The following is a 17,635-nucleotide window of genomic DNA, read 5'->3' as shown; positions in this document are numbered from 1 at the left end:
GCGCAAGGGATCGCGATGTCGGAACGAACAGCGAACGGTGAGACACGCGCGACCCAGCAGTCACGGCTGCTGGGAACAGGAGCGCGTCGCTGGCGCAGGGTCAGCTTGGCTGTGGCTCTGATGCTTGTCGGAGCGGGAACAGCGGGGTGGGCGGTAACCCAGGCCGACCACCGCGAGGGGGTACTGGTCGCTGCGGGTGACCTGTCCGCGGGCCAAGTGGTGAGCCCGGACGACGTGCGGGTGGCGGAGATCGCCGGATCCGAGGAGGTGGCGGCGGTTCCCAGCACCCACATGGACCGCGTCGTGGGCCAGACGGTCGCGACACCCATGGTCGAGGGGATGCTTCTCGCCGAGACGGCGTTGGTCGAACCAGACACCTACCCCCAGCCGGGACACGTCGTGGTGGGCGCCGTCGTGGAACCTTCCCAGTACCCCTCCTCCCTGCGGGAGGGCTCCCCGGTATCGGTGATCACGACTGCGAAGGAGGGACAGACCGAGGAGCATCCCTCTGACGCAGCAGTAAGCGCGCGGGTGCAGTCGTTGACCGCCAGCGAAGGTGACGGAGCCAGGGTGGAACTGCTCGTGGCGGAGGCAGACGCCCGTGAGGTGAGCAGGGCGACTGCCGCCAACCGTGTCGCCCTCGTACGGACCCCGGCTGGGGAGGTGCCGTGATGGGAGCGACGGTTGCCGTGGGATCGCTGGGCGGAGCACCGGGTGTGACAACGCTGGCTGTGGCCCTGGCGAGCACATGGCCCGCCGAAGGACCCGCGGTCGTGGTGGAGGCGGACGCCTCCGGCGGGGATGTGGGCGCCTGGTGGCACATGCCCACCGCTCCCGGAATGGTGGAACTGGCCGCAGCAGCCCGCCACGACTCCTCTTCCGGGCCTGGCGAAAGCGGCGTGGACCCACTGTCACGCAGCCAAGTACTTCCGGGAGGCGTGCGGGTGTGCCTCGCACCGGTTACCGCGGAACGGGCCGCAGGAGCCGTACGACTCCTGGCACAGCACCCTGGCGTGCTGTCTTCCACGGATGCAGCGGTCACCGTGGTGGACGTGGGCCGATTGACACCACGCACGTCCGGAACCCACATTGCCGCCGCCCCCGGGATCGACGCGGTTCTCCTCGTGACCACAGAGGATCTCGCCCAGCTCAAACGACTACAGGACAGCCTCCCCGGGATATGTGCGGCGATCGCTAACCCCGTGGTGGCGGTGGTGGGACGCCGCGAATCATCCCGGGAGCTCACCGAGGCGATACAGGTCCCGGTCGCCGCTCGTATTCCCCTGGACAACCGCGGGGCTGCCCTGATTCGTGGGCAGGGCACCGCGCGTTTCGGCCGGCGCCGGCTCATGGAAGCGAGCCGGGGCCTGGCACACCACCTCCACCACGCGGTCCTGCAGCCAGCTGGGACGGGGGCGTCATGACCACGTTCACCCCGTCCCCCGGCGATGCCACTGGTGACGACCGTTTCACCCGTTGGGTCGTCTACGTGGCTGAGGAGGCCAGCCGCCAACTCAACGACACCACTACCGGTCAGGCCGTGTTCTCCGCAGCGGAGTATCGCCAACGTGCGATATCGGTGGTACGGACCGTGCTGGAACAGGCCGCCGCCAACGCCGTTTCGCGCGGGAACGCGGTACTGGATCCCGAGAGCGAGTCCGAGATCGCCCGGCGTGCCGTGGCCCGAGTGTGTGGACTGGGCCCTCTGGAAGACCTGCTGACCGAGCCCGACGTGGAGAACATCAATCTGACCGGGACACGGGTGTGGGTACGGCACACCGACGGCAGCCGCGAGGAGCGTCCACCGGTGGTGGACAACGAGGAGGAACTGGCCGCCCTGGTGCGTCGTCTGGCCGCCGATTCTCCCGCGGGGGAGCGGCGGTTCGACCCGGCCGCGCCCATCCTCAACCTTCCCCTGACCGACGGGTCGCGGCTGCATGCGGTGATGGATGTCTCCCACGCCGTTGCTGTCTCCATCCGCCGCCACCATCACCGCAACACCAGCCTGGGCGAGCTGTGTCGGATGGGAACGCTGGATGACGCGCTCGTGGGACTGCTGCGGGCAGCGGTGCGTGCCCGGTGCAACATCGTCATCACCGGCGCCACCGGTGCGGGCAAGACAACCCTGCTGCGGGCGCTGGCTTCGGAGATCCCTGCCCTGGAGCGGGTGATCACGATCGAGGACACCCCGGAACTGGGGCTGGAACACGACAGCGAAGCCCACCCGGACTGTGTTGCCCTGCACGCGCGTCCGCCCAATGTGGAGGGTCAGGGCGAGGTGCGGATGTCGGAGCTGGTGCGTGCCGCGTTGCGGATGAGCCCGGACCGGGTCATCGTCGGCGAAACCCTGGGTGAGGAAACGCTTCCCCTGCTCAAGGCCATGACCCAGGGGAACAAAGGTTCGCTGACGACCCTGCACGCTGACTCCAGTGCCGATGCGTTCGCGCGGTTCTGTGCCTATGCCGTCGATGCGCCCCATCCGGTGAGCAGGGAGGAGGTGGCGATGCTGTTCGGTCCGGCCGTGGACCTGGTGGTGCACCTGTCCTCCAGCCCTCGCGGAGAGCGGGTAGTGACCAGCGTGCGCGAGATCGTGGGCACTGACGGAACCCAGGTGTCCTCCAACGAGATCTACCGTCGCGGCCGCGACGGCCGCCTGTTGCAGGCGAGCCCGCCCAGTCCGGACACCGTCGAGACGCTCGCCGAGTCCGGTTTCGACACCACCCGCATACTGCAGAACACCGAGGTGGCGGGGTGGCTTCCATGAGTGTCTCCGTCGGTGTCGCTGTGCTCGCTGGCGCTCTGGGAGGAGCCGGTCTCGCGCTGTTTCTGGCAGCACTGGTTCCGACCGCGGGTACGAACCTCCGCGTCCGCCTCTGGCGCACCATGCGGGAACGCCACCGTGGGCTACGCCTGGCGGCCAGCGCAGCCGCGGGATGCGGGATGTGGGTGGTAACCGGCTGGCCGGTGGCAGGACTCCTCGGCATCGCTGGCGCGTGGTGGCTGCCTGCCGTGCTGGGGCCCGACCGTGCACACCAGGCGCGCGTTGCCCGGATCGAGGCGGTGGCCGCGTGGACCGAACAGATTCGTGACCTCATGGCCAGTGCCTCCGGTCTGCAGCAGGCGATTACCACTACCGCGCCGATCGCTCCCGAACCGATCCGCGCCTCGGTGCAGCGTCTGGCCGATCAGGTACGTCAGGGACGTTCCGCCACACAAGCCCTGGCGGAGTGGGCCGAGGAGGTGGATGTTCCCACCGCCGATGTGGTGGCCCAAGCGCTCTCCCGGGCGGCTGACCGCTACGCCGCCGATCTGGGGACGCTTCTGACGAGTCTGGCCTCGAGCACGCGCGAACAGGCCGGCATGCTGGTCAAGATCGCAGCGACCCGGATGCGGGTGCGTACCGCGATGCGCATCATCACCGCTACCACCACCGTCATGGCCACGCTGCTGCTGGCGTTCAACCCCGACTACCTGCAGCCCTACGACGGACTCCTGGGACAACTCGTACTGGCTGTGATCGGGGCCGTGTGGGCGACAGCGTTGGGCTGGATCGCCCGCCTCTCCCGTAGCGACCTGGGACCACGGGTGTTGCGTCCACAGACCACGCAGGAGGTGGTCCAGTGAACACTGTGACAGTGACGGCTGGGGCCAGCGGAGCAGTCATCGGCTTGGGCGTCTGGCTTCTGCTCATGATCCGCCACACCCGGCCGAGTCTGGCCGAACGCCTCGCGGATCCGCCCAGCCCCGACAGCACCACCTTCCCACCTGCCTCGGCGGGCTGGCTCTCACGCTGTGGCAGCAGCGGCGTCCCCCTGCTTTCCGCCCTCGGTCTGCCCACCGCACACACCCGAGCCCGCCTTGCGGTGTGTGATCGCACCCCGGATTCCTACCTGGCGGAGAAGACCGCAGCCGGGTTGGTGGCGATCACGGTTCCGCCCCTGCTGGCAACGGTGCTGACCCTGGCCGGAATCAGCATCACCACCCCCGTGGCAGGCGGACTGTGGGCGGTGTTCGCTCTGATCTGCTGGCTGGCACCTGACCTGGCACTACGCAACCAAGCGGAGCGCAACCGAGACGAATTGCGCCACGCCGCCGCGGCCTTCGCCGACCTCGTCGTCATCTCTCTGGCCGGCGGTGCCGGAGTCAACGGCGCGCTCCAGGACGCCAGCCAGTCCGGGACCGGATGGGCCATGAGCCGAATCCGCGCCGCGTTGCACCAGGCGGCTCTGCGCCGCGAAGCCCCGTGGCAGGCGCTAGGAGAACTGGGCGCTCGCTACGACGTGGCCGCCTTCGATGAACTGGCCGCCAGCCTACGCCTGGCCGGAGCCGACGGCGCCCGCGTACGCGCCTCCCTGTCCGCCAAAGCCCACACGCTTCGAACCCAGCATCTCGCCCAGCTCGAGGCCGACGCCCACTCGGCCACCGAACGCATGAGCCTACCCGTCGTCCTCCTGTTCGCAGGATTCCTGATCATGATCGGTTATCCGGCGTTGAGCCTCATCACCACCACCCTTTAGCAACGAAGGGAGAACGCCCATGATGCGTCGTGTCGCCGCCTTATTCACCCCCCACCTCCGGACTGACGGCGGCTATTCCACCGAAGCCGTCGTGGTGACCGCACTCCTGGCGCTCCTAGCCGTGGGCGCGGTCGCGGTGATCTCCGACGCGGTGATGGAACGGGTCGACGAGATCACCCTGGAGTAGCCCCATGGCTCTCCCCGCCCGCAGGATCCGCAACGACCGCGGCAGCACAGAGGTAGCGATCGCTGCACCGCTGCTACTCCTGCTGCTGATGACGGTGGCACAGATCGCCGTGTGGGCCCATGGCCACCAGGTCGCCGAAACCATCGCCACCCACGGGCTGGCCGCCACCCGCGCTGCGGATGCCAGCGAACGCAGCGGACAGGCCCAGGCCGAACAGGCCGCCGAACAGCTCTCCGGGAAACTCCTCACCGACCTCGCCGTCACGACACAACGCAGCACCACCACCGCCCAAATCCGGGTGGAGGCACGTGTTCCCAGCCTTGTCCCCGGGACGTCCTGGCCGGTGACCCACGAGCTCTCCGCGCCAGTGGAACGCATACCCGAAGCAGGAGCCGGACCATGAGCACGAAAGGTCCCCACGAGCACGGCGGTGCCGCGGTGGAACTCAGCCTGCTCACCCCGCTGTTCCTCGCGTTGGTGTTGTTGGTGGTACTGGCCCTGCGCGTGGTGGCTGCCCAGTCGGGTACTGATGCCGCAGCCCACGCCGCAGCCCGAGCGGCTTCTCTGGAACGCAGTCCGCAGGCGGCACACACCGCCGCCGAGAACGCGGCGGCGAACGCCATGCGTACGCACGATCTGGCATGCCGACGCCATGACCTCGACGTCGCCACGGACGGCCTTCGCCCCGGAGCACAGGTAAGGGTCTCGGTCACCTGCCACGCCGACCTGGCCGACCTCTCCGAGCTTGCCGTCCCCGGCACCTACGCCGCCCAAGGGCAGGCCACCGCAGTCGTCGACACCTACCGGGAAAACCCATGAGACGCAGCCACTCCAACCGAAGCGAGCAGGGACAGGTCACAGCGTTCGCCGTCACTGTCACCGCCGAGCTGGCGCTGTTGTTCGCGCTGGTCTATGAGGGGGGACAGGCGCTGGCGGCCCGCAGCAGTGCTCTGTTCCTGGCTCAGGAAGCCGCCCGCGCCGGCGCGCAACAGCTCGACCTGGCCGCCTACCGAGCCGGCGAGGACAGCACCCTCGCCCCCAGAGACGCCCGACACACCGCACAGGCGTTCCTCGAGCAGGCCGACGCGAACGGAACCGCTCGTGTAGAGGGCGACACCGTCACGGTCACCGCCCGCACCACCCACACGTTCACGCTGGTGCCGGTCGGAACACGCACGCTGGAAGCCAGTGCCAGCGCCAGTCCGCACACCACCGCCGACTGATCCGAGGCCGCCATGCTCCACCGTCTTCGCCAACTCGCAGCGCTGGCGACCAGCATCGCGCTACTGGCCGGAACCCCCTACCTGCTCATCAACGTGATGAGCTGGCCCAATCTGGACCTGTCCTGGACCACGATCCAGGTGTACGCGCACAGCGGCCGGTTGCCGCCGGGGATTCCCACCGCCCTGCTCATAACAGCGCTGTGGGTGGTGTGGGGAACGTACCTGCTTGCCGCAGCTCTCGAGGTTCTCGCCTGGCTACGCGGAGGGCCACCCCGGACACGCCCACTGGGGCCGCTACAGGTCGTGGCAGCCACAGCGCTCGGTGCCACCCTGGCGACCCCGGCCGCCCACGCCGCCGCACCACCGGCCCCCGCAGCCCCAGGCCAGGAGACTTCCTCCGATGGAGGCACGGCCGTATCGGAACGCAACGAGGCACAAGCGGGTGGGGACATCGCCCGTAGCCGCACCCTGAGTGGGTTCGGCTACGACGACGCCGCCCTCACCCAGCGAATGGAGACCGACCTTGTGCCCACGATCAACCTGATAGCCGAGCACGGTACAGCCGACGAACCTGTAGTGGTCACCGGCCACACCGACACCGCAGGCGATGCCGCCTACAACCGGGAACTGTCCCACCGCCGCGCCGAAGCGGTCGCCAGTCATCTGCGTTCCCAACTCGGTAAGAACGCGCCCACCATCCAAACCCGGGGTAAGGGCGAGGAAGACCCGCTTCCCGACAGCGACGCGGCGAGCCAACGTCGCGTGGACATCTCCTATGCCATCACCCCCGCACCGCCGCCCTCCGCCGACGAAGACACCTCCCCCGCACCCACGCCGGAACCCGAGCCTGAGTCCACCGACCCGGGCGACGAGGAACAACAGGCGGTGGTCCTACTGCTGCCTTCCGGAGCCACACTCAGCCTGACCGCAGCCGCAGCCGCAGCCTCAGGCGCGGTCGGCGGCTACGCGCTGGCCGCACGCCGCCGTCTCCGAAACCAGGCACCATCACGACAGAACGAGCCCTCGGCGGCCAGCGCGGCAGGACCTCCAGTCCGCACAGACGAGTCGCCCCACAACCCCCAGACCCCCGAGGTTTCCGAACCCGCGGATGAAGGTCCACTCCGCTTCGACGGTCAACTGGCACTCGAGCTAACGCGGTCCCCCGGGCTGGGGGTCACCGGGGCCGGCGCCCACGGTTCCGCACGCGCTCTGATCGCCGCCGCCCTCCAACACACAGCTCCCGCTCGTGCCGAGGTCCACGTTCTCCTGTGTAGCCAGGACGTCCCCATGCTCCTCGGCGAGGAAGGACGCACGTTACTCACCCAGCTCCAGGTTCCCACCATCGAGGTACTCGACTCGCTACCTGCGGCGATGAACCTGCTGCACACCTACTCGGTGGAACGCCAGCACCAGCTTCGTGAGGCCGGGGTGGACACAGTGGCCGAGCTGCGCAGGTCCGGCAGAGTCGGAACGCTTCCTCCGGTGGTTCTCGTCGCAACACCACATCCCGATCACGAAGAAGACCTGGCAGCTCTGCTCCTGTCCACAACCGACCTGGACATCACAGCCCTACTACTGGAGAGCTGGCCGCCGGGCGAAACCCTGACCCTTGAGGACCACGGCACGATCACCGAGACCGCGCCGCCCCGGCCCCACCTACACGGCGCACGTTGGCCCACCTGCGCTGTTCCGGACCTGACACACCTGCTCCACGACCAGTCCACGGTCGCCTCTCCCGCTTCCTCCGAGCACGAACCAACGCCGGAACACACCACCACGGCTGGCGAGGAGGAGAAGAAACCACACACTGCCAAGGCGGCCGAGCGCGCCGAACAGAAGACGACACAACCGCCGGTGCGCCTGCACCTGTTGGGGCGGGTCCACATCACGGTGGACGGCACACGAGTGGACGTACGGCGCAACAGCGCCTACGAAGTCGCCGCCTACCTCGCCGTCCACCCGGACGGGATACGCCGTGACCACGCGATCGAGGACATGTGGCCCCAGCAGGACCCGCGTCGTGTGACCCACCGCTTCCACGACGCCGTCAGCAGCCTGCGCCACCTGTTACGCCCCAGCCAGGGCCAGGACGCGCCGACCATCATCACTCGTGTCGGTGATACCTACGTTCTCGAACCGACACTGGTCGAGGTCGACCTGTGGGAATTCACCGCAGCGCTGGAGGCCGCGGAAAATGCCGATCACCAGGAGCAACGTCATTCCCACGTGCAGTCTGTCCTTGCGCTGTACACCGGTGACCTCGCCGCCCAGGCCGACTATCCCTGGATCGAACCCACCCGCATCCGCCTGCAGCAACGTCTGGTCCGGACCCTGCGTCACCACGCAACCCAGCTCGCTGGGGCCCATCCCCATGAAGCGGTTTCGATCCTGCAGCGCGCGGTCGAGCTCGATCCCACCAACGAGGACACACACCAGGAGCTGATTCGGCACCACCTCACCCGCGGGGAGAACCAGGAGGCCCACGCCGCCTACCAGCGTTGTGTCGGGGAACTGCGCCGCATCGACACCGACCCCAGTCCCCATGTGAGCGAGCTCGTAGCCGAGGCGAAACGAAGCAACTGAACTTTCCTCTCCCCGACATTTCGAAACGGCACATATCCCGGTGCTGTCAGCTACTGTAACCCTCGACGGGAAACCGGTGAATCCGTATGTCGGTGCAGGGGCGAAGCGACAGTTCGCAAGACTCGCGAAGCGGAATGTGCCAGCCGAGCTTCGTTGGCCTTGTTGATGAGATCGAACTCCAGAATTCGGGGAAGTGGAAATTTTTCTCATTGATTCTCGCGTGGGAGTAGATTCTCAGTTTCCACCACCGGCCTCGACTCGGATCTGATCCTACCCCCGCCCCTTTGGGTGGCGGTCTGGTGAATAGACATGGCGTTTTGCTTTCTTGCGTCGGATTTTTATGCGCTTTCGTCTTTCCGTCATGGGGTCCTCTTGCCCTCCACTGCACCCTCCACCAGGCCGACTGGGGGAGGGTTGCACATAAGAAGGAGCAGGTCACCCTATGTATAGAATCCCCCAGTCCTGCCCCGGACAGGTGCCGTAGGCACCCTGGAAAATTGTTGAGGGCGCACGGACGGTATGCGGATGAGAGGTATTGGCGATGCAAGAAATTGGAAGTAGCAATGTTCTGTAGTGGCAATTCTATTTTTCGCTGATCGTTCTTTTGGTTTATAGAATTATGGCCTTGTTTGTCAGTGTAGGTGGTGTTTATGGATCCCTGTGGCTTGTGGTTCGCTTTGGATGAACGTTTTCGTGTTTGTGGCGCCCCCAAAATTTATCCAAAGAAATCAATCCATGGCCCTTGTCTTTTATGTGTGGCAAACTAAAATAGGGAGTGTCAGGGAACGGGACGCCAACCCCAAACTCTGACTTGGTAGCCAACACCGTTTTGTGGAGCTGTTTTTCATGACAGTCATGGATGTTGATGTTTCGCGCTTCTCATTGTCCGTTTCCGCGCGTGACACGGTTAACGAGGTTCTGGACTCGGGCGATGTTGAGCGTGGCGCGCGGTTGAGTGAAGCCCTGAAAACAGCAAGCATGCAAGACGCCGCTTTTGCTGTTGCGCCTTTTGCGCGCGTGGATCGTGAGGACTTCCGCCCCGGGCCGCCACGTGACGACGAGTGGCCCGAAGTTTCCGAGCGCCACGAATCGGGAGTTCTGCGCAAGCTGGAAGACGTCGGATTCATCGAAACCTACGACGTCTATTCCGAAACGACGGGAACGTCCTACCTCGATAAGGGGCGCGTACTGACTGTGGTGCGCGTTGCGCGTCCGTTCTCACTGGTCACAGTGCATTACCGCTGGTCTGGTTCCATCCTGGACTATGCCGACCACTGGTCGATCACTGACCGAACCGACGTGATAGAGACCGGAACCTACCTGGTGGCGTTCGTTGGCGATTTCGCCCTGTCGTATGTCGGTGCGACCGGACTCGACACGGCAGACGAGGGTGAACCGGGCATCGCTGATGATGTCCTGTTCTATTGGGTCGTCGAACACGAAGGGTTCCTTGCCTCTAGTTGCCTGGCCGGTTGTGACGCGTGCGCTGGACGCTGGTTCGCTGAGTCCGGTTCTTGGCACTTCCAGCCTGAGTACGGCAACGATGTTGAGGGGTTCGAGTTCGACGACGCTGACGACCACGACGGCTCCACCATTGCATGCCCGAACTGTGCCACCGGCCGTGTGGGTTTCCTCGTCTTCTAACCACTGTTGAGCGGCGGGTCACCCTCTCTCCGATTGCGGGGTGACCCGCTTCCCCCCTTCGACGATCTGTCTGTTCCTGCTGTGTGCTGTGGGGAGCTGTGTCATGTTTGCTGGTCTGACCGTAGACGGCGAACCGGTTACCGTCTTGGACGAAGACGTCTCGGTTCGTATGGAGATTGACCCCGACGCCTGCGCGACTGAGTACCGGTGCCGCGCGTGCGGCGAGAAGCTAAGCGAAACTCCGCGCGGTTTCGAAACCGATCGCTGGGGCGCGTGCTGCCCCGAATTCGAACCCACCGACGACAGCGACCCCGACTTCGCCAATGGGACCCACGATCCGCAGCGGATTGCGCTGTCATGGTGCAACGGCGCTGGCATTACTACCGACACCGAACAAGATTCGGTTACCGTGACTCTTTCCGTGGGGGACCCGCGCGGAGCTTTCGCCCTGACGATTCGCCGCGTTCCCGCTGATGCCGACAGTGAGCTGGCCGGCCGTCTCGTGATGCATGTGCCCTATACAGGCGAACCCATGTCCCATATGGAGACGACCGCGCTACACCCCGGAACCTATCTGCTGGGCCCTCCTCCTGCGGTCCTGCGGCACACCGACGCCGCCTAGCGATCCCCGCTGTGCGGGCCGGGACCGGCTTCCCGGCCCGCACCCTCCTTGACCACGCCATCTGCGGAAATCGTCCGGTCCCAGCACCGACGCCACGGAAGAAACAATCACCCACCCGGGCTCGGATCGCGCCGCCCGCCGGTGATACCGACCGAGGAGAGAACACGATGGCTGTGCTCTTCATCGAGATCTTCGCCCAGACAATCGAGGAGACCTCCACCGTCACCCACATGGATTCCGCTGGCGTGTATGCGTCGCTGTACGTGGCGCTCGCGCCACTGAGCGCCCAGTCTGATGGGCCGCTTCCGCTCCTGGGATATGAGATCACCCCATACGACGGCGCTGCGCTTATCGAGGCGCGATGCCTGGCCACCTCCGGTGCCCAGGCTGTCGACATCCTTGCGGCCCGCTTAGAGGCAGTAATGAGTGACTCCCCCTCAACCTTCAACGGCTGGAGTCTGCACGCCGGGCGCATCAGCGTTGAACACGCCGACAACTAAACCCAGATCTCTCGCCAACCCCTCACCGATGAAGGAGGGATCCTGTGATGTTCCTGCGCTCTGGAAACCAGGCCCAAGGACTTCGGGCTATCGCCACTTTGGCCCACTACCGTTCCCACACACTCCATACCGACCTCGTCGAACTCGCTACCAGCACTGACGCCGTCGCCGATGCCGCTACAGAACTGTTGACGGATCTACTGCACCTGTGCGAGGCCGCAGGCGTCGACGCCGGAGAACTCATGGCCGATGCCAGCGATCGTTTCGATGAGGACCTCGCCACGCACGACGGCTGCCAACACTGCGGCAATCTCCTGGATGGCGACGAGATTCGGATATGTGGACCATGTGTGAACCGTTCCGATTAGGCGAATCCCAACATCATTTCCCGTCACCTCGGAGCGATTTTGTTTCTCCGCTTAATGTCAGCAAGATAACAGAAAAACTCGCAGAAAAAGAAAAATAAGGTAATGAATGGTTATGGAATGCTTTGAATTAAGAGTTAAATTATCAGAAAAAGATATAAAAAGACCCGGCGAGTGAAACACCGAAGTGTCGCCAACACACCCGCCGGGCGCCAACACCGACGCTTCGTGGAGCATCGGCGCTGGCATCCATCGATGGATGCCAGCGCCACCAGTTTAACGCACGACGGCGCTACCTCGGAGTCCGCATGTCGATCCCATCAGTGCCAATCATCTTCGTAGGTGCGCAGTAGGCCGCACATGGTGTGGCGTATACAGACTGAACCACGGGGCAGACCCTTTCCCCTGCGTTGGCAATCAGTGAGGGGTTTCGGCGCGGACATCCATCAGTAACTGTGGCGTCAATTCCGATGCTCATCCCGTATCTTCATGTATGCGTGAATCGATTTTATTGGTGGTCATCATGGATGGATCGAAGAAAAAGGAGAACGGCTCCTCGGAACAAGACCGGAGGAATATCGCCATCGCACGGCCGTCAGGAAATGCCGACCACCACGCCACTGTCATAGCTGAGGCCGTCGACGATACCTGGCACCGCGTCCACGGGCATGGCGAGCTTGAGGTTCCCGTCTCCGTCGTCGCGGTGCTGGCGATATTGGCCCCGCACCATCAGCACCGCGACGAAGCGGCCCAGGAGGTGGTTGCTCTGGAGCCCGACCAATTCGCCGCGCTGATGCGCACACAGTGGGCGATCTACCTCAACGCCCGGCCCGACCTGCTCAACCGTGCCTGGCCGCTCATGAAGCCCTGGCACGGCGACCACCCGGTGCGCGCTTGTGAGCTGGATGCGGCCAAGATGGTCGCAGACACTGCGGTGAAACAGGGACAGTTCCATCTCACCGGCGATGCCGAGCTGCGCCGTGAGGTCGACCTGTTGGGCAAGGTCGTGACCCTGCTTCGGGGGCGTAAAGCCGCGGAAAGCCATGGCAAGTTCTACACTCCCGCGAGCGTCACCGACACCATGGCACGCATGCTCGGCGGTCCGCAGGAAGGCCAGTCGGTGCACGAGCCAGCAGCCGGAACCGGAGGGATGCTGCGCGCCGCTGCCCAAGCCATGCGTGCCCACGGTCGTGATCCCGCCACCGTGACCTGGATCGCGGCCGACGTCGACGAACTGGCCATCGCGTGCCTAGCCGTCAACGTCGTGCTGTGGGACCTCGGTCCGCGGGTACTGCTGGGTGTCGGCAACGTGCTGACCGATGAGTGGAAGTCCCGCGCCCAAGCGGAACGTCGCGAAACCATTGAGCTTGCCCGCCAGGTTCGTCGCGACAAGAACCTGGTGCAGGCCCTACAGGACGCCGAAGCACTCATCCAGCAGCCTTCAGATGGACCAGACCAGCAGGGCCCGCCATAGACCACCACGAGCGGAACCATTCTCGGAACGCTCACGGCCGAGGAGGCCGAAGTGAATACACGACGTGAGTGTGAACAGGTCGTCCAGATCGCCCACCAACACAACGACGCCTGAGCCGGACCGAGACATTCACGCACACAGCGCCGGGCCATGCCTGACGGTTGGAGCACGCTGTCGCCTGTGGGGAGCCCTGGTGCGTACGCATTGCACACGAAATGCGTACGCACCAGGGCTGACGCTGGCATCTGTACCACGGCAGATGGAGCTGTGCGCAGGTGCCAGATGGGAAGCTGCGCGAGACTTGGACGTGCCTCGCGCAAACCAGCGACGTCTACGAACAGTCCGTAGGTGCCATCGAGGAACAGCTTCCCGACCGTGTTCACCACCCGCCCGACCGTCCGGCAGAGCCCGCGGCCCTGAGCTCCTGGTGGTCGGCCATGACCATCCAGGAGCGGGAATCGATCGGGCGCGGACATCCGGTCAGGGGGACGCGTGTCTATTACCGCTTCCTCCGCTCTTGCGGACGGGCCACCATCACGGTGCCCTCGTCCCTGTCGTCGGTGCGGCGTCCGAGTACGGACAGCAGACACGCAGCTGGTGGGGCTCCTCAGGGCTCAGACTCACGACTCCACCTCCCCTGGCGTGTTGATGGTCATCAGAGCGGATACGTCTTCCGGGCGAAACCGACGGTGCCCGCCCGGGGTGACCAGTACAGAGTTCAGGTGGCCTTGACGCACCCAGGCGTTGACGGTGGAGGTGGTCACACCGAACGCCTCGGCGACATCGCCGGGCCGCAGCAAGAGGGAGGGCCAATTTTCGGGGGTACTCACCGGACCACTCTCACCGTGTTCGCCTCGTGCTGGTCCACCCACTGGCGCACCAGCGGGGATAGTTCCGCGCGGACGTCGTCGAGCCCGTCGCCGTACGGTGGACGCGGTTTGGCGTGGGAAAACCGTCTGGTGAGTTCCTCCACGCAGGACATGATCTCACGGGAAGTCCCGGTTGAGGCATGCATTCCCACCCGGGAGGGCGGTGCACTGGAAGACAACGAAGTAGCCATAAGGCCACGATCCGTGTGACCGATCGGTTCGGATAAGACGACCAATGGTGACTGGGTGGCTGTCACCAGTCACCAAACGCCTTTTTTAGGTGCTGTGCCTGATGTTCGAGGCGACTTGATTGGGTCGTGGAAGCGACCGTTTGCACTTCCTCCAACACCTTTTCCGCAAGCTCGGTTGCATGTAGGTGCCGGTACAGCTTGGCAAGGTCGACCTTGTACCAAGCCGTCCATTCGGTGTGTTTCTGTTCGTCCGGAAGCGCGTCGAGACTGGTTGAGAGCAGGTGGGCGGCGCTCTCGTGATAGCCGAGGTACATGTATGCCCGGGCTCGTTGCATCTGGAGATAATCCAGGCTGTAGAAGTACACCCAGGGCGGTTCGGACTCAGGGTGTTCTATGGCCTGTTCGATCAAGGATTCAGCGTTGTCGAGGCATCGTTCGGTTTCGTCGGCATCGTTTGCCAGCGCGTGGCCCCGGGCTTCCTGTTGTGCTGCCATGGCTCGGACACCGGGCGTTCCATGGCGTTGGGCAGCTTGGGAAAGTCCCACGATGGGTGCTGGATTACCCCGAACCCATTCCTTATGCGACTTCATGTTCAGCGCGGTAGAAACCATGGCGTCGTTGCCGCACTCCATCGCCAGGGAAAGAGCTTGGTCGTAGAAGCCGTGGTCGTCGCTCTTGCTGGAGGTGTGCAACCATCCCGCGAACTGTGCCCATTGGGATGCCACATCGACTATCGAATTACGGATGCTTCCTCGAGCCCCGGAAACAAGCTCGCTCACCGTAGCAAGCTGGGACTTGACCGGCTCTAGCAACGGCGCTGAACCGATCGCGTCCTCGAGTCGTCGCTGCTGGGTAAGTATGTTCGCTAGGGATTCAACGGCAGATACGTCGAGACGACGTGGAACGTTGGTCGCCTTGACAAGACGTTCTTCTGTATCAGGCGTATGACTCGAGGAAAGCGCCGTAAGTTGCCCCTCGGCACCGAGCTGGGCATCTATGGCTTCCACCATGTCCCGGGAAGGGCGTTGTTTCCCTGCCAGGACACGTGACAGGTAGGCATGGTCGTAGTTCGTCCGCCGCGCGAGGGCGCGCACGCTGACGCGTTGGCTCGCCAGGATGGCGCGGACCTCGTCACCGAACCCCCGGGGTGTAGAGTCGTTCATAAGGCTCTGCTCTTCCTGTAGGTCGCACTATCAGGTTAGAGCAGAGCCTTAACCATGGCGGAAGGTCACCGAGCACCGCAGAGGCACCGAATCAGTCCCCCTCGTTGGGGCTTCGGCGTTGTTGAAGGCGCATCCCGTGCGGACCATGTGCAGTCCGATCTCAATATAAGCCTGATCCGGGAGCTGCTCGTACGCTATGGCGCACACCGGGCTACATATATTTCAAAAAATCTGCAAAACAGTGATGATTGTCGGAATCCAAAACTTTTGCACACGCCAGGGTTGCTGAAACTCTCCAGGTAGAATCCCGGGGAACGATTCCCCGTAAAACCGGTAAGGCAACATCATCTGCGGTGAGACCCTGGTCAGGCGGGGCGAACCGCTCCAGCGAACGCACTGGCGTAGTAGTCCATGTCGATGGGGTCGGTCCGGATCACTTTTCCTGAGGACGGTGCGTTGATCATCTCTCCGTCGCCCACGTACATCGTGACATGGCCGGGTTGCGGATCAGGGCCGCGATAGAAGAACAGCAAGTCTCCGGGCTGTAGCTCATCCAAGCTGACGCGGATACCGTGGTTGAACTGATCGACCGTCACGCGGGGGATCGATACGCTAGCCGCCTCCCAGGCTTTCATGGTCAGGCCCGAGCAGTCGTAGACGTCTGGACCTTCACCACCCCACTGATACGGCTTGCCAAGCTGCTCCAGGGCCCATTCGACAGCGACATGCCCAGCTTCACTACCGCCTTTAGCTGAAGGATCAGCGGACATGCTGTCATAGCCCTTGATCCCGGACATGACGTCGTCGACATACCACTCAGCCGGGTTGTACCTGTAGAGCGCATCAGCGAGGCTGTCATGGTCGGAGAAGTCCACGGCTTCGCCGCCAGCGCTTTTGCAGAGTTCCACGGCAGTACTGGCCGCACTGTCGTAGACATTGTGAGGGTCGGCCTTCCCGGAACCAGTGGCATCGACGCCATAGTCGGACCAGGACGCCGGTAAATGCTGGGTAACGCCGACTGCGCGGTCGTATTCGGTGTCGCCGTCCCAGCGTCCGTCGTCGGTGTCATGGTGGGGTGTCTCATTTCCGCCGACGCCGCTGCCGTCGAGGCGGGGACCGACGAACGGTGGATCCGTGGTCCCATCGGGACTAATGGTGACGCTTGCTCCGTGGTCAGACTCCACAGCGCCGATGCCAGCGAGGATGGACCACCGCATGCCGGTGCACTGGTCGTAGCCTTCGTCGGTGTCGAGGTACTGCGCGCCGCGGATGTAGGCGTCCAGAAGGGTGTCATCGATGCCGTCGACCTCCTCCGGGGCGTCTGCGCCTTGGGGGAGGTCGACGGCGGCGGAGAGGGCGCTGAACACCACGCCGGCGAGGAGAACGGCACCGAGGAGGGCGGCGCCGCAGCCAAGGTTAGCCATCCTCGGTCTCCGGCAGGTCAGGCAGGAAAGGTTGTTCGACGGCGGGTTTTGGGACGAGGTCGACAAGCGTGCGCGGACGTAGCTCAGGGTCGTCGACACGTGCCCATACCGCGTAGGCCGGGTGAGCGCCGTGAACGGCGGTGGCCACCGGTACCGGAGGGCGGGAGCCAATCGCGCGACGCAGTTGGGCTTCCCGGCGCCGTGAGGGCAAGTAGAACAGCACGACTCCACGCACATTGGTGGTCTCGGCGAGTTCGGAGTAAGAGTCGAGCTTCGCGGTCAGGCGCCGCAACCGCTCGGTTCCCATGTCGTATTCGAGGAAGAAGCTGGTGTAGTACGTGCCGACCTGCCAGGTGCCAGCCGCGTCGGGGCGGACGATATCGCCGTAATGCCAGGCGCACTGGCCCTCGGTCCACCACTCCAGGTGGGCATGGTGGTCGGGGGTTCGGGTGTGGGCGTAGAGATCGACGAAGACCTGGTTGACGCCGAGCGTGTGGGCCAGGTGCGAACTTTTCACGGGACGCTGCGCGCGGTCGGAGCGGAAACCGAACTCCCTCAGGGTCAGCCCATTATCGGCAGCGAGGATCTCGGCGCCGGGAGCGTCGAGAACGTAGTGCCAGGGGGCGTTCCAGGGGCGCAGCCGGTCCAGTGCCCGCAGCTCATAGAGGATCGCCAAGCGGTCCTTAGCAGTGTTGTAGCTGGTAAACGCGAGCGTGGTGAGCTGAGGGGTGGTCAAAACACGGTGGTGCCAGACCATACGCATCATCCACCGGTCGCGCGATGTGAGCCGGTGCGCCAACGCCTTGATGACCGCGGGTGAGGAGCGGGGGCGGATGGGGGTGCGGTGGTCGGGGCGCAGCACGACGGACATCG

20 protein-coding genes are annotated in these 17,635 nt (G+C 64.6%); 15 read left to right on the top strand and 5 right to left on the bottom strand.

What is annotated here, in order from left to right:
• Window positions 1–15 precede the first annotated feature (15 nt).
• The 15 genes from FHX37_RS12945 (at window position 16) to FHX37_RS12880 (ending at window position 13,115) form a co-directional block, all read left to right on the top strand.
• Complete coding sequence (locus FHX37_RS12945) at window positions 16–672, top strand: SAF domain-containing protein (protein ID WP_141924137.1); 657 nt, start codon at window positions 16–18, stop codon at window positions 670–672.
• On the top strand, window positions 672–1,424 hold the full coding sequence (locus tag FHX37_RS12940; protein ID WP_141924136.1) for a P-loop NTPase family protein: 753 nt from the start codon (window positions 672–674) through the stop codon (window positions 1,422–1,424). Before FHX37_RS12945 ends, FHX37_RS12940 begins: the two co-directional genes overlap by 1 nt.
• On the top strand, window positions 1,421–2,764 hold the full coding sequence (locus FHX37_RS12935) for a CpaF family protein (protein ID WP_141924135.1): 1,344 nt from the start codon (window positions 1,421–1,423) through the stop codon (window positions 2,762–2,764). The genes FHX37_RS12940 and FHX37_RS12935 overlap by 4 nt, the downstream gene beginning before the upstream one ends.
• A complete protein-coding gene (locus tag FHX37_RS12930) occupies window positions 2,761–3,624 on the top strand; it encodes a type II secretion system F family protein (protein WP_141924132.1) in 864 nt (287 codons plus the stop codon). Before FHX37_RS12935 ends, FHX37_RS12930 begins: the two co-directional genes overlap by 4 nt.
• Window positions 3,621–4,517, top strand: a complete 897-nt coding sequence (locus FHX37_RS12925; protein WP_246062271.1) for a type II secretion system F family protein — start codon at window positions 3,621–3,623, stop codon at window positions 4,515–4,517. The genes FHX37_RS12930 and FHX37_RS12925 overlap by 4 nt, the downstream gene beginning before the upstream one ends.
• A gap of 19 nt (window positions 4,518–4,536) precedes the next feature.
• Window positions 4,537–4,704 carry a hypothetical protein gene (locus FHX37_RS22885; RefSeq protein WP_170181454.1) on the top strand — a complete coding sequence of 56 codons (168 nt, stop codon included), beginning with the start codon at window positions 4,537–4,539 and terminating at the stop codon, window positions 4,702–4,704.
• 4 nt (window positions 4,705–4,708) lie between these two features.
• On the top strand, window positions 4,709–5,107 hold the full coding sequence (locus tag FHX37_RS12920; RefSeq protein ID WP_141924131.1) for a pilus assembly protein: 399 nt from the start codon (window positions 4,709–4,711) through the stop codon (window positions 5,105–5,107).
• Window positions 5,104–5,523: a TadE/TadG family type IV pilus assembly protein gene (locus FHX37_RS12915; RefSeq protein WP_141924129.1), complete on the top strand. Its 420-nt coding sequence runs from the start codon at window positions 5,104–5,106 to the stop codon at window positions 5,521–5,523. Before FHX37_RS12920 ends, FHX37_RS12915 begins: the two co-directional genes overlap by 4 nt.
• Window positions 5,520–5,927, top strand: coding sequence for a hypothetical protein (locus FHX37_RS12910; protein WP_141924127.1), 408 nt, complete (start codon window positions 5,520–5,522; stop codon window positions 5,925–5,927). Before FHX37_RS12915 ends, FHX37_RS12910 begins: the two co-directional genes overlap by 4 nt.
• A 12-nt stretch (window positions 5,928–5,939) precedes the next feature.
• A complete protein-coding gene (locus tag FHX37_RS12905) occupies window positions 5,940–8,510 on the top strand; it encodes an OmpA family protein (RefSeq protein ID WP_141924125.1) in 2,571 nt (856 codons plus the stop codon).
• Window positions 8,511–9,356: 846 nt separating this feature from the next.
• Window positions 9,357–10,154, top strand: a complete 798-nt coding sequence (locus tag FHX37_RS12900) for a hypothetical protein (protein ID WP_141924123.1) — start codon at window positions 9,357–9,359, stop codon at window positions 10,152–10,154.
• A gap of 103 nt (window positions 10,155–10,257) precedes the next feature.
• The gene (locus FHX37_RS12895; RefSeq protein WP_141924122.1) at window positions 10,258–10,776 is read left to right on the top strand and encodes a hypothetical protein; all 519 of its coding nucleotides are present in this window, start codon (window positions 10,258–10,260) and stop codon (window positions 10,774–10,776) included.
• 167 nt (window positions 10,777–10,943) lie between these two features.
• The gene (locus FHX37_RS12890) at window positions 10,944–11,276 is read left to right on the top strand and encodes a hypothetical protein (protein WP_141924121.1); all 333 of its coding nucleotides are present in this window, start codon (window positions 10,944–10,946) and stop codon (window positions 11,274–11,276) included.
• A gap of 44 nt (window positions 11,277–11,320) precedes the next feature.
• Window positions 11,321–11,644 carry a hypothetical protein gene (locus FHX37_RS12885; RefSeq protein ID WP_141924120.1) on the top strand — a complete coding sequence of 108 codons (324 nt, stop codon included), beginning with the start codon at window positions 11,321–11,323 and terminating at the stop codon, window positions 11,642–11,644.
• Between the two features lie 490 nt (window positions 11,645–12,134).
• The gene (locus tag FHX37_RS12880; RefSeq protein WP_141924119.1) at window positions 12,135–13,115 is read left to right on the top strand and encodes an N-6 DNA methylase; all 981 of its coding nucleotides are present in this window, start codon (window positions 12,135–12,137) and stop codon (window positions 13,113–13,115) included.
• Between the two features lie 620 nt (window positions 13,116–13,735).
• On the opposite strand, the gene FHX37_RS12875 is transcribed toward FHX37_RS12880, so the two are convergent.
• The 5 genes from FHX37_RS12875 to FHX37_RS12860 form a co-directional block, all read right to left on the bottom strand.
• Window positions 13,736–13,945, bottom strand: a complete 210-nt coding sequence (locus tag FHX37_RS12875; protein WP_141924118.1) for a MerR family transcriptional regulator — start codon at window positions 13,943–13,945, stop codon at window positions 13,736–13,738.
• The gene (locus FHX37_RS22880) at window positions 13,942–14,097 is read right to left on the bottom strand and encodes a hypothetical protein (RefSeq protein ID WP_170181574.1); all 156 of its coding nucleotides are present in this window, start codon (window positions 14,095–14,097) and stop codon (window positions 13,942–13,944) included. Before FHX37_RS22880 ends, FHX37_RS12875 begins: the two co-directional genes overlap by 4 nt.
• Before the next feature lie 140 nt (window positions 14,098–14,237).
• Window positions 14,238–15,338 (bottom strand): helix-turn-helix domain-containing protein, encoded by a 1,101-nt coding sequence (locus tag FHX37_RS12870; RefSeq protein WP_141924116.1) that lies wholly within the window; start codon window positions 15,336–15,338, stop codon window positions 14,238–14,240.
• 365 nt (window positions 15,339–15,703) lie between these two features.
• A complete protein-coding gene (locus FHX37_RS12865) occupies window positions 15,704–16,762 on the bottom strand; it encodes a C40 family peptidase (protein ID WP_141924115.1) in 1,059 nt (352 codons plus the stop codon).
• Window positions 16,755–17,633: a replication-relaxation family protein gene (locus FHX37_RS12860; RefSeq protein WP_246062270.1), complete on the bottom strand. Its 879-nt coding sequence runs from the start codon at window positions 17,631–17,633 to the stop codon at window positions 16,755–16,757. Before FHX37_RS12860 ends, FHX37_RS12865 begins: the two co-directional genes overlap by 8 nt.
• Window positions 17,634–17,635 lie beyond the last annotated feature (2 nt).

The sequence above is a fragment of the Haloactinospora alba genome (assembly GCF_006717075.1).
Classification (GTDB): Bacteria; Actinomycetota; Actinomycetes; order Streptosporangiales; family Streptosporangiaceae; genus Haloactinospora; species Haloactinospora alba.
This window is presented reverse-complemented; position numbering and strand designations above follow the sequence as displayed.

Bases quoted from the DNA above. Each gene is read 5' to 3' on its own strand.
- FHX37_RS12870 (WP_141924116.1), bottom strand. From the start codon at position 15,338: ATGAACGACTCTACACCCCGGGGGTTCGGTGACGAGGTCCGCGCCATC.
- FHX37_RS22880 (WP_170181574.1), bottom strand. From the start codon at position 14,097: ATGTCCTGCGTGGAGGAACTCACCAGACGGTTTTCCCACGCCAAACCG.
- FHX37_RS12930 (WP_141924132.1), top strand. From the start codon at position 2,761: ATGAGTGTCTCCGTCGGTGTCGCTGTGCTCGCTGGCGCTCTGGGAGGA.
- FHX37_RS22885 (WP_170181454.1), top strand. From the start codon at position 4,537: ATGATGCGTCGTGTCGCCGCCTTATTCACCCCCCACCTCCGGACTGAC.
- FHX37_RS12890 (WP_141924121.1), top strand. From the start codon at position 10,944: ATGGCTGTGCTCTTCATCGAGATCTTCGCCCAGACAATCGAGGAGACC.
- FHX37_RS12910 (WP_141924127.1), top strand. From the start codon at position 5,520: ATGAGACGCAGCCACTCCAACCGAAGCGAGCAGGGACAGGTCACAGCG.
- FHX37_RS12880 (WP_141924119.1), top strand. From the start codon at position 12,135: ATGCGTGAATCGATTTTATTGGTGGTCATCATGGATGGATCGAAGAAA.
- FHX37_RS12860 (WP_246062270.1), bottom strand. From the start codon at position 17,633: ATGTCCGTCGTGCTGCGCCCCGACCACCGCACCCCCATCCGCCCCCGC.
- FHX37_RS12905 (WP_141924125.1), top strand. From the start codon at position 5,940: ATGCTCCACCGTCTTCGCCAACTCGCAGCGCTGGCGACCAGCATCGCG.
- FHX37_RS12935 (WP_141924135.1), top strand. From the start codon at position 1,421: ATGACCACGTTCACCCCGTCCCCCGGCGATGCCACTGGTGACGACCGT.
- FHX37_RS12900 (WP_141924123.1), top strand. From the start codon at position 9,357: ATGACAGTCATGGATGTTGATGTTTCGCGCTTCTCATTGTCCGTTTCC.
- FHX37_RS12940 (WP_141924136.1), top strand. From the start codon at position 672: ATGGGAGCGACGGTTGCCGTGGGATCGCTGGGCGGAGCACCGGGTGTG.
- FHX37_RS12895 (WP_141924122.1), top strand. From the start codon at position 10,258: ATGTTTGCTGGTCTGACCGTAGACGGCGAACCGGTTACCGTCTTGGAC.
- FHX37_RS12945 (WP_141924137.1), top strand. From the start codon at position 16: ATGTCGGAACGAACAGCGAACGGTGAGACACGCGCGACCCAGCAGTCA.
- FHX37_RS12865 (WP_141924115.1), bottom strand. From the start codon at position 16,762: ATGGCTAACCTTGGCTGCGGCGCCGCCCTCCTCGGTGCCGTTCTCCTC.
- FHX37_RS12915 (WP_141924129.1), top strand. From the start codon at position 5,104: ATGAGCACGAAAGGTCCCCACGAGCACGGCGGTGCCGCGGTGGAACTC.
- FHX37_RS12920 (WP_141924131.1), top strand. From the start codon at position 4,709: ATGGCTCTCCCCGCCCGCAGGATCCGCAACGACCGCGGCAGCACAGAG.